Origin of the sequence: Mesorhizobium sp. M0615 (assembly GCF_040320805.1) — a bacterium.
In the GTDB taxonomy this organism is placed as follows: Bacteria; Pseudomonadota; Alphaproteobacteria; order Rhizobiales; family Rhizobiaceae; genus Mesorhizobium.
Genome location: NZ_JAMYQI010000003.1, coordinates 328,188 through 343,689, shown reverse-complemented (window position 1 = coordinate 343,689; position 15,502 = coordinate 328,188). Strand labels below are relative to the sequence as shown.

The following is a 15,502-nucleotide window of genomic DNA, read 5'->3' as shown; positions in this document are numbered from 1 at the left end:
GGGAGCAGAATCCCGGACCGCCAGACATGACCGCCAAGCCAAAACCCCTGTTTCTCGGTATCGACACCGGTGGCACCTATACCGATGCCGTGCTGTGGTCGGAACAAGGCGGGCCAAAAGGCAAGGTGCTGGCCAAGGCCAAGGCGCTGACCACGCGGCACGATCTTGCCGTCGGCATTTCCGGCGCGGTCGATGCGGTGCTGGGAAAATCGGCCACCGATCCGGCCGCGATCAAACTCGTGTCGATGTCGACGACGCTCGCCACCAATGCGCTGGTCGAGGGCCAGGGTGGGCGTGTGGCGCTCATCATGATCGGCTTTACCGGGGCCGACCTTGCGCGCGACGGGCTGAAGACGGCGCTCGGCACCGATCCGGTGGTGTTTTGTCCGGGCGGCCATGACGTGCACGGCAATGCGGCCAAGCTCGATCTGTCGGGGCTGGGAGCAGCACTCCCTGAACTCGGCGCCTCGGTGTCGGGCTTTGCCGTGTGCGCCTATTTCGCCACCCGCAACCCGGCGCATGAACTCGCCGCGCGCGACCTCATCCGCGAAAAGACCGGCCTGCCGGTGACCGCCAGCCATGAATTGTCGGCCAAGCTCGGCGGTCCGCGTCGCGCGCTCACCACCTTGCTCAACGCCAGGCTGATCTCGATGATCGACCGGCTGGTGGCGGCAACCGAAGGATTTTTGGAAGCCCGCAACATCGCAGCGCCCCTGATGGTGGTGCGCGGCGATGGCGCGCTGGTTTCGGCGGCGTTTGCCCGCCAGCGGCCGATCGAGACCATCCTCTCCGGCCCGGCCGCCAGCCTGGTCGGCGCCCGCCACATGACGGGCCTGGACAACGCCATGGTGTCCGACATTGGCGGCACCACCACCGATGTCGCCGTGCTCGACGGCGGCCGTCCTCGGCTCGATCCCGAAGGCGCCACCGTCGGCGGCTTCCGCACCATGGTCGAGGCGGTCGCCATGCGCACCTTCGGCCTCGGCGGCGATTCCGAAGTGGCGCTGGAAGATGGCGCGCTCAACCCGAAGATCCTGCTCGGGCCGCGTCGCTTGGTGCCGCTGGCGCTGGCCGGGATGATGCATGGTGCTTCAGTGACATCCGAACTCGAACGCCAACTGCGCGCGCCCAATCCCGGCCGCATGGATGGCCGTTTCGCGTTGCGCACCGGCGTGCCGGACAGGCTCGCCGCCGGCCTGACCGCGCCCGAGGCGAAACTGTATGAACTGATTGGTGCCGTGCCGCTCGCCATCGACAGGCTGCTCACCTCGAACGCCCAGAACGCCACGCTGAACCGGCTGGTCTCGCGCGGTCTTGTGCATATCTCGGGCTTCACCCCCTCGGACGCCGCCCATGTGCTCGGCAAGCAGGCCAACTGGGACCCGCTTGCGGCCCGGCTCGCCGCCGAACTGTTTGCCCGCAAGCGTGATGGGCGAGGCCAGTACATCGCGCCGTCTCCGGAGGCGATTTCCGAACGCGTGCTGCTGACGCTCACGCGCTTGTCGGCCGAATACATTCTGGAGACAGCCTTTGCCGAGGATGGGCTGGATGGCGCCGCCACCGTCGCGCATGCGCTGGTGCAGCGCGCCGTCGATTCCCATCCCGGCATCGCAAGGCTCAGCGTCGCGCTCGATCGTCCGGTCATTGGCCTCGGCGCCTCGGCGCCGCTGCACTATGCCGGCTTGGCCGAGCTGGTCGGTAATGAGTGCGTGGTGCCGGAGGATACCGATGTCGCCAACGCGCTCGGCGCCGTCGTCGGCCAGGTCCGCGTCTCCGCCGAAGCCCGCGTCAGCCAGCCTAAGGAAGGTTTGTTTCGTTTGGCGTCGGGGCAAACGGTGCGCGACTTCACGGACGAGGCCGAGGCGATCGCGGCAGCGGAGGCTGATGTGCGGGCGATTGTGGCCGAGCGGGCGAAGGATGCCGGCACGGATAATGCCGAGATCGACGTTTCGACCGAGTTCAAGGTGTCTACGGTTGAGGCCCAACGGATGTTTATCGAAGCGCATGTGGTGGCGGTTGCATCGGGTCGGCCGAGGATCGCGGTTTAGGTAATCTCCCCCCTTGGGGTCCCCTTGGGGGGAGATCAGCAGCTTCAAAATCCCCGGCTTCACCCTAAGCTGAATTGACCCTTCACCCCTGACATGCCAAACGCCGCAAAGCCTTTCATCTGGAGAAGCCCTGATGACCGATCGCGTCGAGATCGCCGGATTACGGATTGCCCGCGAACTGCATGACTTTGTCGGCGAAGCGCTGCCGGGTACCGGCATTGCCGCCGACGCCTTCTGGAACGGCTTTTCGGCCATCGTCCATGATCTCGCGCCGAAGAACCGGGCGTTGTTGGCCAAACGCGACGCCATGCAGGAACAGATCGACGCCTGGCACCGCGCCAATGGCGCGCCCATCGATATGGAGGCCTACAAAAGCTTCTTGCGTGAGATCGGCTATCTCGTGCCCGAAGGGCCGGTCTTTTCCGTGTCGACCGACAATGTCGACCCCGAGATCGCCACCGTTGCCGGGCCGCAGCTGGTGGTGCCGGTGATGAATGCGCGTTATGCGATCAACGCCGCCAATGCCCGCTGGGGTTCGCTCTACGATGCGCTCTACGGCACCGACGCCATTGCCGAGACCGGTGGCGCCGAGAAGGGTAAAAGCTTCAACCCCGTGCGCGGCGCCAAGGTGGTTGCCTGGGCGAAGAGTTTTCTGGACGAGTCCGTGCCGCTCACCTCGGGCAAATGGGCCGGCGTGAACGGGCTGACGGTTTCGGGTGGCACCTTGCGGCTCGGCGCCGGCGCCGGCGGCACCACGCTGGCCAACCCGAAACAATTTGCCGGCTATCGCGGCGACGGCGCCAACCCGGAAGCCATCCTGCTGGTCCAGAACGGCCTGCACATCGAGATCCTCATCGACCGCACCAACCAGATCGGCCGCACCGACCCGGCCGGCATTGCCGACGTGATCCTGGAATCGGCGCTGACCACCATCCAGGACTGCGAGGATTCGGTCGCGGCGGTGGATGCCGAGGACAAGGTCATCGTCTACCGCAACTGGCTCGGCCTGATGAAGGGCGATCTGGCGGAGGAAATCAGCAAGGGCGGCAAAACCTTCACGCGCAAACTCAATCCGGACCGCGCCTGGACCGCGCCCAGTGGTGGCGCGCTGAGCTTGCCTGGCCGCTCGCTGATGCTGGTGCGAAACGTCGGTCACCTCATGACCAATCCGGCCATCCTCGACCGCGATGGCAACGAGGTGCCGGAAGGCATCTTGGATGCGGCGATGACGGCGCTGATCGCGCTGCACGATGTCGGCGCCAACGGGCGTCGGATGAATTCCCGCGCGGGCTCGATGTATGTGGTGAAGCCGAAGATGCATGGGCCGGAGGAAGTCGCCTTCGCAGTCGAGATTTTCGACCGCGTCGAAGCGCTGCTCGGTATGGCGGCAAACACCATCAAGATGGGCATCATGGACGAGGAGCGGCGCACCACCGTCAACCTCAAGGAGGCGATCCGCGCCGCCAAGGAACGCGTCGTGTTCATCAACACCGGCTTCCTCGACCGCACCGGCGACGAGATCCACACCTCGATGGAAGCCGGCCCGATGATCCGCAAGGGAGACATGAAGCAGGCCGCCTGGATTTCCGCCTACGAGGCGTGGAATGTCGACGCCGGGCTCGAATGCGGGCTCGCCGGTCATGCCCAGATCGGCAAGGGGATGTGGGCGATGCCCAATCTGATGGCGGCGATGCTGGAACAGAAGATCGCGCATCCTAAGGCCGGCGCCAACACCGCCTGGGTGCCGTCGCCGACGGCGGCGACGTTGCACGCCACGCACTATCACAAGGTCGATGTCCATGCCGTCCAGGCGGCGCTCAAGAGCCGGCCGAAGGCGAAGCTCGATGATATATTGTCGGTGCCGGTGGCGGTGCGGCCGAACTGGACCCCCGACGAGATCCAGCGCGAGCTCGACAACAATGCGCAAGGCATTCTGGGCTATGTCGTGCGCTGGATCGATCAGGGCGTCGGCTGCTCGAAAGTGCCGGACATCAACGATGTCGGCCTGATGGAGGACCGTGCCACGCTGCGCATCTCCTCGCAGCACATCGCCAACTGGCTGCACCACAAGGTGTGCTCGCAGATCCAGGTGATGGATTCGCTGCGGCGCATGGCGGCGATCGTCGACCTGCAGAACGCCGGCGACCCGCTCTACCGCCCGATGGCCACCGATTTCGACAATTCCATCGCCTTCCACGCCGCCTGCGACCTGGTGTTTAGAGGCCGCGAACAGCCGAATGGCTATACGGAACCGGTGCTGCACGCACGGCGGCTGGAGCTGAAGGCGAAAGAGCGGGCGAATTAGCGCCTGCATTTCCCTCCCCCTTGAGGGGAGGGTGGCCCGAAGGGCCGGGTGGGGTCCTGCGTGAAGTGCGGCGACTCCCTTCGGACGACACTACAAGCAATGTCATTGCAGAGGCCCTTTCTCGGCTCGGCTCCAAAAAGATCGACCATTCTTCGGCGACCCCCACCCTGCCGCTTCGGGGCCACCTTCCCCTCAAGGAGGAGCGTTACGCCGCCTGCGCCACCCGCTCCGACATCATGCGGTAGGAAATCGCCTCGGCCAGGTGAATGCGGCCGACGGTTTCTCTCGCTTCGAGATCGGCCAGCGTGCGCGCCACTTTCAGCACCCGATGATAGGCGCGCGCGGAAAAGCCGAGCTTTTCGCTGGCGTCCTTCAACAGAGACAGGCCGGCGGCATCCGGCATCGCGATGTCCTCGATAACAGAAGGCGAGCAATGCGCGTTGGTGGTCGCGCTGGTCACGCCGAGCCGCTCGAACCGTTCGCGCTGGATGGTGCGGGCGCGCGCGACGCGCTGCGCAACGGCGGCACTTTTCTCCGCCCGATCCGGCCGCGCCCGATCCGGCCGGATCAGATCGGCGGCCGAAACCGCAGGCACCTCGATCCTGAGATCGATGCGGTCGAGCAGCGGGCCGGAAATGCGCGCCTGGTAGTCGGTGCGGCAGCGCTCACCGCGCAGGCAGCGATAGCCGGGCTCGCCGGCCATGCCGCAACGGCACGGGTTCATCGCCGCCACCAGCTGGATGCGCGCTGGATAGGTGACGCGGTGGTTGGCGCGCGCGATCATGCAGTCGCCGGTCTCCAGCGGTTGGCGCAGCGCATCCAAGGTCTGCGGCGTGAATTCGGGAAACTCGTCGAGGAACAGGACGCCGTTATGGGCAAGCGATACTTCGCCCGGCCGCGCCCTGATGCCGCCGCCGACCATTGCCGCCATCGAGGCCGAATGGTGCGGGGCGCGGAACGGCCGCCGGTCGGTGAGCTTGCCTTCGCCGAGCTCGCCGGCCACCGAGGCGATCATCGAGACTTCAAGAAGTTCCTTCGGTGCCAGTGGCGGCAGAATTGAAGGCAGCCTCTGCGCCAGCATCGATTTTCCCGAGCCGGGAGGCCCGACCATCAACAGATTGTGGCCGCCGGCCGCCGCCACTTCCAGCGCCCGCTTGGCGCTTTCCTGGCCCTTGATGTCGCAGAGGTCGGGCAGGTCGCGCGCCGAGACATGGATGCCGGGCTCGGGCCGCGACAGCACCTGCGTGCCGCGAAAATGATTGGCGATGGCAATCAGGCTGCGCGGCGCCAATATGTCGAAATCCTTGCCCGCCCAGGCCGCTTCTGGCCCGCAGCCGAACGGGCAGATCAGGCCCTTTCCCTCGGCATTGGCGCCGATCGCGGCTGGCAGCGCACCGGCCACCGCGGCAATGGTACCGTCGAGCGACAATTCACCCAGCACGACATAAGACGCCAGCATGTCGCCGGGAATAGCGCCGAGCGCGGCCATCAGGCCGAGCGCGATCGGCAGATCGTAATGGCTGCCTTCCTTGGGCAGATCGGCAGGCGCCAGGTTGACCGTCACCTTCTTCGACGGCATCGACAGGCCCGACGCATGCAGTGCCGCCTGCACGCGCTCGCGGCTTTCGGCCACCGCCTTGTCGGCCAGCCCAACGATCTGCATGCCGACCTTGCCCGGCGCGATCATCACCTGGACATCGACCGGTACGGCCTCGATGCCCTGGAAAGCAACCGTGCGAACCCGCGCCACCATCTTGCTTTGCCCCCGGATATCAGCTCGCCTCGGCCTTGTGGTTCAGACCGCGAGCGACGTCAGGACAAGACAACCATAGATTTCAGGCCAAGGCAAGAACATTACAGGAACATGCATTCGTGGTGGTTGCAGCGCGCTGTGCCGGTTGCAAAAACGGAAGATGGTTGAGCAAAATGGAACGGCTGCTCCGCCTCCTCGACCGCGTTAACAAAGGCGACTAGGCCCTTCGGCAATCTGAGGGTGTTGCTTCTAAGCGGTGATGAAGGCATCGACCGAACCTGAAAGCGATCGATCGATCGCGACCTGCGGTGGAAGCCACTCCATGACAGGATATCTGAAAGGCCAAGGCAGGGCGATCCGGCGCGAAGAGCCGCTCTCCAGAAAAATCTCGTTTACAAGGTCTATGAACCGCCCGCGGTCTCGTTCGATTCGTTTCAAAGTTTGCGAACGAATGTAATCCCGGGGAATTCGTCGCTCCTTCAGCGCTAAGACAGCCTCCGCGATGGATCGAGGATCGGGTGGAACTGTGAGCGAATAGTCGTCATCCAGATAAAGGTCTCGGCCGCCATGGTTCGGCGTCGTGACCACTGGAAGGCCCGCGAGAAGATATTCCGTGCTGGCGAACATTGGTCCTTCCAGGTGAGAGAGACAGATTCCCACGGCTGCACGATTTAGATGCGTGTTCACCTGAGCCGGTGCCAATCGGACCGGCTTGCCGGTGCCGTCAAACTCGTTGATAAAGACGTGATGCGGCGCGAGCTCCCTATGCCGATTTATTCGCGCTCTTTCCGACTCCGTCGTGGAGGATCCGCTTGAATCTCGATAGAAGACAAATGCGCAACGCTGGATGCCAAGCGACAAGTCATGGCGCTTCCACGGAGCCAGCTGCGCATTGTAGATTGCATCAAATTCTACAGGGACGTCATCGAGAGGCCTGAATATGTGTTCGGAGGTTGTTGACGTCTTGTTGTGCAGGACGGCGGCCTCGCCGGACTGGTTCAACAGATCAGCCTCTGCCTGAGTGTTGGATAGGAAGATTAGCGAGTGACGGGGGTTCTTGAGTCTATGCAGAACGGCATAGGTCCGGATGGTTTTGACGCTAGCACTGTTTTCGACGGACCAGGTTGGCGAGATGAGAAACCAGGCGCGGTGGCTGCGTGGACGGAAAGGCATATGACTTGCTAATCCGAGCGGCGTACCGGACATTCCCGAATAGGATATGAACGGATCGTCCGACAGCAAACTGGCCTGAAGAGCAGGTTGCGACTTCGCGGAAGGGTGCCCTTTTCTGAGGTTGTGGCCATGACGCAGCATGGCTCTGACAATCTCGAATTTGGTAGGAGGGCGATACCCGTGCTGTAGGGTCAACATGCGGCAATTGCGATCTTGAGTGCGGAGAAAAACTCGCTTCGATAGAGAGAAATTTGGCAAAGAAACACCGCCATTTGATCGACGGAATATCTCAGGCGATCAAATCTGGTGTACGGAGAAGCGCCTCTTGAAAGAAAACATCGTCCCAAGCGGAGCTGGTTCTCACATCGCGCTACCAACCGTATCCGTTTGCGTAGGCTGTTTCAATCAAGAGGCATTCATCGACACTGCGATCCGATCCGTAGCGGCGCAGACATACACTGCGTTCGAATGCGTGGTGGTCGATGATTTTTCGACCGACGGTTCCCGCCGAAGGATTGAAGAGTGTCTGTCCCAGCTTGGCGACAGTCGTTTCCGCTTTCTGCCCCGACTGCAAAATGGCGGGCAGTTGACAGCAATGATGACCGGGCTTGACGCGACAGCCGGGCCCCTGATCTCCTTTCTTGACGGTGACGATGCTTGGCATCCTGACTTCATAGAATGCCATGTGAGAGCGCATCTCAGCCAAACCCGTATCGCGGCAATGTCGAGCTCCGATGAGGTGGTGATAGATACGGCCGGCAACCTGCTTGCGGGCGGTCATCCCGTATTCCACCTGAACGACCCGCGATCGATGCCGAAAATGAGCGGCTACCTGCATGTCGACACCGAAGCTGACCCGACATTATTATTTATTGATCGGGGTACCGTGGGTTGGTTTTGGTCAACCACATCGGGGATGATGTTTCGTCGAGCTCCGCTTGAAATCATGCGTCCATCCGATCCGGACGAAATAAGGATATGTGCCGATGGTTATATGGCTCGTGCCGCCCATATGATCGGCGGAACCGTGAGGATTGGGCGGGCTCTTGGCAGTTATCGGCTTCACGGCGGCAATGGCTGGGCGGACGGGCGCATCCTGGGTACCGGAGTTGGCCTCGGCAGGATGTCGCCTGATACTGAAATAGCGATACGGCGGGCACTGGCCAATCGTTGGTGCGAAGTGGCGCCGGGACTGGCGCATTTAATCTCCCGCCACTCAATGCGCAGGACCTTGGTCGACCTGATCGGACTGTCTGCGGCTTTTGCATTGCTGGAAAAGAACTCCGATGCGGGTTTTCTGCTGAAAGACTGGGCAACACCACAGCGAAAATTGCAGACCAGACTTATCGGTCTCCTTCCTCCGAAACTGAGGCCTCGGCGCTTCCGGGACATAGTTTGATTTGATGAGCCGCTTGCTCGGCAGTCTTACCCGATAAAGAGCATCTTTCGATGCTTCTCTGGACCCACCAAAGTCCTCCGTAGCAACGCACACTACGCGGCCAAATTCCGCCGCTTCGCCTCTACCGCGTCCCAGAACAGGCTGGCGATATCCGCGCCACCAAAGCGTTGCACTTCGCGCACGCCGGTTGGCGAGGTCACGTTGATCTCGGTCATGTAGTCGCCGATCACGTCGATGCCGACCAGGATGAAGCCGCGCTCTTTCAGCGACGGGCCGATGCGGGCGCAGATTTCGCGTTCGCGCTCCGTCAGCTCGGTCTTTTCGGCGCGGCCGCCGACATGCATGTTGGAGCGGGAATCGTGGTCGGCCGGCACGCGGTTGATGGCGCCGACCGCCTCGCCGTCGATCAGGATGATGCGCTTGTCGCCCTTGCGCACATCCTTCAGATAGCGCTGGACGATATACGGCTCGCGTGACAGCTGGGCGAACATTTCGAGCAGTGAGGCGAGGTTGCGATCGTCTCCCTTGAGATGGAAGATGCCGGCGCCGCCATTGCCATAGAGCGGCTTGACGATGATGTCGCCGAATTCCTTGCGGAAGGCCGCGACCTCCTGGGGATCCTTGGTGATCAGCGTTTCGGGCATCAGATCGGGGAATTCGGTGACGAAGATCTTTTCCGGGCTGTTGCGCACCCAGGCCGGGTCGTTGACGACCAGTGTCTTCGGGTGAATGCGCTCCAGAATGTGCGTGGTGGTGATGTAATTCATGTCGAAGGGCGGATCCTGGCGCAGCAGGATCACATCCATCTCCGACAGGTCGGTGCGCACCTTGTCGCCCAGCGTATAATGATTGCCCTTCTCGTCGCGGAGCTTCATCTCTTCGATGCGGGCAAACACCTTGCCGCCCAGCATCGACAGCCGGTCGGGCGTGTAGTGGAACAATTGGTGGCCGCGCCGCTGCGCCTCCAGCGACAGCGCAAAAGACGTGTCGCCGGCGATCGAGACGGTGGAGACATGGTCCATCTGGACGGCGATCTTCAGGGTCATCTTCCGGTCTCCAGCAGGCTCTGTCGCCGATATACGGAACTTGGCGGCTTCTGCCAATCGCGCTTGCTTGGCCCAGACCTTTACCGGTCGAAGACCAGCCGGGAGTAACCGAGGAAGGACAGCGCCATGGCGACCAGCGAGGCGACGGCAAGTGCCGCCAGCGGCGGCATTGCCGGCAGCGCGAACAGGATGGCGCAGTAGACGAGATAGTTGACAATGCTGGTGGCGATGCCGACGCCGCCATAGCGCGCGCCCTCCTGCGCCACGCCGCGGCTCGACGGCGAAAAGGTCAGGTGCCGGTTGATCTGCCAGGTGACGCACAGCGCAAAGCCGATCGACAGGACACGGGCGACGAAGGGACCGAGCGGCGTCACCGCCAAGAGCAGCCAGAGCACCGCGGCATCGGCGACGAAACCAACGCCGCCGGCCAGGACGAAGCGGGCGAGCCGGCTCACGGCCTCAGGCGGCCCGGGGCGTCTTGCCCGGTTCGGCCTTCGCTGTTTCGCTCGTGCGTTCGCGCCGTTCGACCCGGCCCGACGGAACCGAGAGATAGAAAATGCGTTTCTGCTCGGCGCGTCCGCGCGATACCGAATCGAGGATCAGTCCGGTCACCATCGCAAGCATCGAGAGCAGCAGCAGGCCGACCGACAGCACCCAGGTCGGCATGCGCGGCACGAGGCCGGTCTGGGCGAATTCGATCAGCACCGGCGTCATCAGGGCAAGGCTCGACGCCAGGAAGAAAATCGCGAAGGCGCCGAAGAAGCGCAGCGGCTGCGTTTCCTTCATCAGCATGGCGAACATCCACAGGATCCTGGCGCCGTCGCGATAGGTCGACAGCTTCGACGACGATCCCTCAGGCCGGCGGCCATAATCGAGCGCGATCTCGCTCACCGGCAGTTTGAGCTGCGAGGCATGCACCGACATTTCGGTCTCGATCTCGAAGCCGCCGGAAACCGCGGGAAAGCTCTTGACGAAACGCCTCGAGAAGACGCGGTAGCCGGAGAAGATGTCGGTGAAGTCGGCGCCGAACAGCCGCTTGTAGAGGCTGTTGAAGATGCGGTTGCCGAAGGCATGGCCGGAACGGCCGGCATCGTCGGTGACGCCGCGCCTGGTGCCAACCACCATGTCGCAGCGCTCGGTCTGCAGGATGTTGATCAGCAGCGAGGCATCTTCCGGCGCATAGGTGCCGTCGCCATCGGCCATCAGATAGATGTCCGCATCGATGTCGGCGAACATGCGCCGCACGACATTGCCCTTGCCCTGGCGCGGCTCGCGGACGACGATGGCGCCCGCTGCGCGCGCCTTGAGCGCGGTCAAATCCCTGGAATTGTTGTCATAGACATAGATCTCGGCCGATGGCAGCGTCTCGCGAAAGCGCCGCACCACCTCGGCGATGGTCAGTTCCTCATTGTAGCAAGGCAGGAGCACGGCAATGGCCGGCTCATGGCGGACTTCGTGCGGCATTTCCGTCTCCCGACACCCGGCGGAGCCTCCGGCCGCGCTCATATGCGGCCTCGCTCAGGCGACTTTACTATTTATTGAAGCTGTTAAGGCTAGGTTTAAGGCCGCAGTCTTTCCGACGAAGGTCATGATGATGAACGCAGCCAAGGCGGGTGCTTCCTCCTGGAAGTCCGATATGACGCTGGCGTTGCTTGCCATGCTGGTGGTGCTGGCCGTCAATGCCGCCACGGGCTTTCGCGAATTGAGCAATGCCGGCGGCGACAATGACAGCCTGCTGCGGCTGGTCGAGGTTCGCGACATGCTGGCCGGCCAGGGCTGGTTCGACCTGCATCAGTACAGGATGGGGCCGGAAGGCGGTTTCGTCATGCACTGGTCGCGGCTGGTCGACGCACCGCTCGCCGCCATCATCCTCGCCGCCTCGGCGCTGACCGGCAGCATGGCCATGGCCGAAGTGGTCGCACAGGTGCTGTGGCCGTCGCTGCTGTTTTGCCTGGCGGTGTTTTTTACAGCCCGTGCGGCACGCAGCTTCGCCGGCGTCGGCGCCGTGCTGCCCGCTATCGTCATCGGCGCGGCGGCGCTGCATTTCATCGGCATTTTCTTGCCGGGTGCGCTCGATCATCACAATGTCCAGCTGACGCTGACCATGGCCAGCCTCAGCCTGCTGCTCGAGGCGCCGGCGCGTCGCTGGGCGGCGCTGATTTCCGGGCTGTGTGCGGCCCTGACGCTGGCCGTCGGCATGGAAACCGCGCCCTATGTCGCCACCATCGGCGCCTGCATCGCTTTGCTGTTCGTCGTCGATCCCGGCGGCGAACGCCGGATCGCCAGGGATTTCGGTCTCGGCTTTGCCGGGGTTTCAGCCCTCGTCTTCGTCACCACCATCCCGCCATCGGCCATGGGCCAGCCGCAGTGCGATGCCTTCTCGGCTGTGCAGTTCGTGGTGGCGGCAATCGCCGGACTGGGGCTTGCCGCCGTGACGTCGCTCACGGTGTCCAATGGCACGGCCAGCCGCCGCCTGATCTCGCTTAGCCTGCTCGCGCTTGGGCTGGGCGCCGTCATCGTGGCGCTGTTTCCGCAATGCCTTGCGGCTCCCTACGCAAACCTCGATCCGCGCCTCAAGGAATTGTGGCTCGATCACATCGACGAGGCGCAGTCGCTGTTCAGTATTGCCGTCAATGAGCCGGCGTCGCTGGCGGCGCGCTATGTCACGCCGCTGGTGGCGATCGCGCTGATGGCGCTTCGCCTGCGCGGACCATGGCGCCGCCAGGACAGCCTCGTCGGCGCCCTGCTGGTCGGCGCCTTCATCGTCAGCGCCTGGCAGGTCCGCGGCTCGACATTCTCGATCGCCTTTGCCGTCATCCCGCTGTCGGCCTGGATCGCAAGCTGGCGCGAACGGGCGAGGATCAGCCCTGCGCGCAGCGTATCGCTGCGCATGGCGGCGGTCTGGCTGGTGTCGGCGAATGCCGTCTGGGCCGGCGCTGCCGCCGCGACGTCGAGCGTATTCGAGGCCAGCAAGGTCTCGGTCGAGGCACAGGACACCGACAGCGATCCGTCCTGCGAGCGCAAGGCCTCCTTCGCGGCGTTGGCCCGGCTGCCGGACACCACGGTGCTTGCCATTTCCAATCTCGGCTCGCCCATCCTTGCCTATTCCGGGCACCGCGTCTTTGCCGGCCCCTATCATCGCAACATCGCCGGCGACCTGCTTGCGCTCGATGCCTTCCTCGGATCGGCGGACCAGGCGAGGATGATCGCGGCGGCTCACCACGTCGGCCTGATGGCGCTCTGCCGCGGCAGCGCCGAAAGCAAGATGCTTGCCGCCAAGGCGCCGCAAGGCTTCCTGGCCAGGCTGATGCAGGGAAGCGTCCCCGATTGGCTCGAACCGGTGGCCGAAACGCGCGGAACCCCGGTCGAACTCTACCGCGTCCGCTAAAGCATCATTCGCCAGCGAAAAATCGATTTCGCGATACGCTTCCTAAACGCTTTGCTGCCAGTCTCAGCCTAAATTTCGGGCGTCACAAACAGGGATACCGATGCAAACGACGTTTGGCACCGGGCAGGCAAGCAGGGAAAACTCGGATCTGGCGTTCACCGATGCGCTGACCGGGCTTGGCAACCATCGCCGCTTCTTCGACAAGGTCGATCGCCTGATCAGCGACCGTGCAGACGATCCCGCGCCGTTCACGGTCGGCATTCTCGACCTCGACGGCTTCAAGCCGATCAACGATCTGTTCGGCCACAAGGCCGGCGACGACATATTGATCCAGGTGGCAATGCGGCTGCGCGCTTCGATGGACAGCCACTCCACCGTTTGCCGCATCGGCGCCGACGAATTCGCCTTCCTGTATCCGATGGTGTTCTCGGAGGAAGCGGCGGCCGAGAAGTCGCGCATGATGATCGAAATCCTGTCGGCGCCCTACGATGTCGGCGAACGCACCGCCAGGCTTTCGGCCTCGGTCGGCTGCTCGCTCTTTTATTCCGGCGACGAAACCACGGAAATCCTCGTCAACAAGGCCGAAACGGCGCTCTACCACGCCAAGCGTTCGGGCCGTGGCCGGGTCGTCGTCTACACCCGCGAAATGGAAGAGGCGGCCAAGCGCGTCACCCGCATCGAACAGGCGCTGCGCCGTGCCGTCTCGGCCGGTGAGGTCGAACCGCATTTCCAGCCCATCGTCGATTTGACCACCCGCCGCACCATCGGCTTCGAGACGCTGGCGCGCTGGACCGATCGCGACCTCGGCGTGGTGCCGCCGACCGTGTTCATCCCGATCGCCGAAGAGCGCGGCATCATCGGCCCGCTGTCGCAGCTGGTGCTGCGCAAGGCGACCGAAGCGGCGCGCAGCTGGCCGAAGGACCTGTTCCTGTCCTTCAACCTGTCGCCCTCGCAACTCGTCGACCAGAACACCGGCCTGCACATATTGTCGATCCTCGACCGCACCGGCTTCGATCCGCGACGGCTGGAGATCGAGATCACCGAAACCGGCCTGATGAACGATCCGGCCTCGGCCGAGAAGATCGTCGAGGACCTGCGTCGCGTCGGCATCCGAGTCTCGCTCGACGATTTCGGCACCGGCCAGTCCTCGCTCGGCCGCTTGCGCGAATTCCATTTCGACAAGCTCAAGATCGACCGCGCCTTCGTCTCCTCGATCCTCGACGACCGCCCGTCGGAACACATCATCCGCGCCATTCTGGCCATGTGCGAAGGGCTCGGCATGGATGTCGTCGCCGAAGGCATCGAGGAGGAGGCGCAGGCCGACCGCCTCGTCCAGTTCGGCTGCGCCGGCGGCCAGGGCTATCTCTTCGGCAAACCGGTCGACGCCGACGCCACGCTCGGCTACCTCCGCGATTCCTATCGCGGCGCCCTCTACGCCAAGGCAGTCTGACCGGCGGTCTTGCCTGCGTCGAGCAAGTCAGCGGTGCGAGCCAAGATCGACTGTGGCCGCCATCTTGCGTCCTTTTGTCTGACATAAGCCAAACAAATCGCCGTTTTCGCCCTTGCTCCCCGGACTTGGCTGGATAGGATGCGCGCCGACCGGATCGGGAGAGAAAAATATGATGCCATCGGCCGATTTTGCCGACCTCAGGGGAGCCTCGGTGCTGATCACCGGCGGCGGTTCCGGAATTGGTGCGGCACTGACCGAGGGCTTCGTTCGCCAGGGCGCCCATGTCGCCTTCATCGACATCGCCGATGGCCCAAGCACGCTGCTTGCCGACCGCGTCGAAAAAGAACTTGGCCGGCGACCGCTCTACCTCAAGACCGATTTGCGTGACGTCGAGGCGTTGCGCGCTTCGGCCGCCAAAGCGGCTGAGGCGCATGGCGACGTCACCGTGCTGGTCAACAATGCCGCCTGGGACGAACGCCACGACGTCGCCGACGTTACCGTCGAGTTCTGGGACAATAATCTCGCCGTCAATCTGCGCCCGCATTTCTTCACCGCACAGGCGGTCGCGCCGGGCATGAAGCGGGCCGGCGGCGGTTCGATCATCAACTTCACCTCAACCTCCTATCTCATCAACCACCCCGATATGCCGGCCTACACCGCCGCCAAGGCCGGCATACTCGGCCTCACCAAAGGTCTCGCGGGCAAGCTTGGGGTCGACGGCATCCGCGTCAATGCGATTGCGCCGGGCTGGGTGATCACCGAGCGGCAGCGGGAACTCTGGGTCACCGAGCAGGGGCTCGCCGCCCATGTCGCCAAGCAATGCATCAAGCAGGTCATGCAGCCCGACGACATCGTCGGCACGGTGCTGTTCCTGGCCTCCGACGCCTCGCGTATGCTGACGGCGCAGATGTTGATCGTGGACGGGGGTTTCCTGTGAGCC

At 63.6% G+C, this 15,502-nt stretch carries 11 protein-coding genes; 6 read left to right on the top strand and 5 right to left on the bottom strand.

Going from position 1 to position 15,502, the window contains the following annotated elements; genetic code table 11:
- Positions 1–26: 26 nt before the first annotated feature.
- Positions 27–2,048 carry a hydantoinase/oxoprolinase N-terminal domain-containing protein gene (locus tag NKI46_RS06845; protein ID WP_352745424.1) on the top strand — a complete coding sequence of 674 codons (2,022 nt, stop codon included), beginning with the start codon at positions 27–29 and terminating at the stop codon, positions 2,046–2,048.
- Between the two features lie 133 nt (positions 2,049–2,181).
- Positions 2,182–4,353 (top strand): malate synthase G, encoded by a 2,172-nt coding sequence (locus NKI46_RS06840; RefSeq protein ID WP_352745421.1) that lies wholly within the window; start codon positions 2,182–2,184, stop codon positions 4,351–4,353.
- 205 nt (positions 4,354–4,558) lie between these two features.
- On the opposite strand, the gene NKI46_RS06835 is transcribed toward NKI46_RS06840, so the two are convergent.
- Both NKI46_RS06835 and NKI46_RS06830 read right to left on the bottom strand, forming a co-directional pair.
- A complete protein-coding gene (locus NKI46_RS06835) occupies positions 4,559–6,106 on the bottom strand; it encodes a YifB family Mg chelatase-like AAA ATPase (protein ID WP_352745418.1) in 1,548 nt (515 codons plus the stop codon).
- A gap of 249 nt (positions 6,107–6,355) precedes the next feature.
- Positions 6,356–7,420 carry a glycosyltransferase gene (locus tag NKI46_RS06830; protein WP_156933398.1) on the bottom strand — a complete coding sequence of 355 codons (1,065 nt, stop codon included), beginning with the start codon at positions 7,418–7,420 and terminating at the stop codon, positions 6,356–6,358.
- Between the two features lie 184 nt (positions 7,421–7,604).
- Between NKI46_RS06830 and NKI46_RS06825 the strand changes: the two genes are divergently transcribed.
- Entirely contained in the window at positions 7,605–8,678 is a 1,074-nt protein-coding gene (locus NKI46_RS06825) for a glycosyltransferase family 2 protein (protein WP_023714454.1), read from the top strand.
- A gap of 92 nt (positions 8,679–8,770) precedes the next feature.
- On the opposite strand, the gene gshB is transcribed toward NKI46_RS06825, so the two are convergent.
- From gshB to NKI46_RS06810, 3 genes are all read right to left on the bottom strand, one after another.
- Complete coding sequence (gene gshB, locus NKI46_RS06820; protein WP_023681307.1) at positions 8,771–9,724, bottom strand: glutathione synthase; 954 nt, start codon at positions 9,722–9,724, stop codon at positions 8,771–8,773.
- 80 nt (positions 9,725–9,804) lie between these two features.
- Positions 9,805–10,179, bottom strand: a complete 375-nt coding sequence (locus NKI46_RS06815; RefSeq protein ID WP_023681308.1) for a GtrA family protein — start codon at positions 10,177–10,179, stop codon at positions 9,805–9,807.
- A gap of 4 nt (positions 10,180–10,183) precedes the next feature.
- Complete coding sequence (locus NKI46_RS06810; RefSeq protein ID WP_023681309.1) at positions 10,184–11,188, bottom strand: glycosyltransferase; 1,005 nt, start codon at positions 11,186–11,188, stop codon at positions 10,184–10,186.
- 124 nt (positions 11,189–11,312) lie between these two features.
- On the opposite strand from NKI46_RS06810, the gene NKI46_RS06805 reads away from it, so the two are divergent.
- The 3 genes from NKI46_RS06805 (at position 11,313) to NKI46_RS06795 (ending at position 15,499) form a co-directional block, all read left to right on the top strand.
- Positions 11,313–13,112: a hypothetical protein gene (locus tag NKI46_RS06805; RefSeq protein WP_023681310.1), complete on the top strand. Its 1,800-nt coding sequence runs from the start codon at positions 11,313–11,315 to the stop codon at positions 13,110–13,112.
- Between the two features lie 100 nt (positions 13,113–13,212).
- Complete coding sequence (locus NKI46_RS06800) at positions 13,213–14,562, top strand: putative bifunctional diguanylate cyclase/phosphodiesterase (RefSeq protein ID WP_023681311.1); 1,350 nt, start codon at positions 13,213–13,215, stop codon at positions 14,560–14,562.
- A gap of 169 nt (positions 14,563–14,731) precedes the next feature.
- The gene (locus tag NKI46_RS06795; protein ID WP_023673186.1) at positions 14,732–15,499 is read left to right on the top strand and encodes an SDR family NAD(P)-dependent oxidoreductase; all 768 of its coding nucleotides are present in this window, start codon (positions 14,732–14,734) and stop codon (positions 15,497–15,499) included.
- The last annotated feature ends 3 nt before the right edge of the window (positions 15,500–15,502 follow it).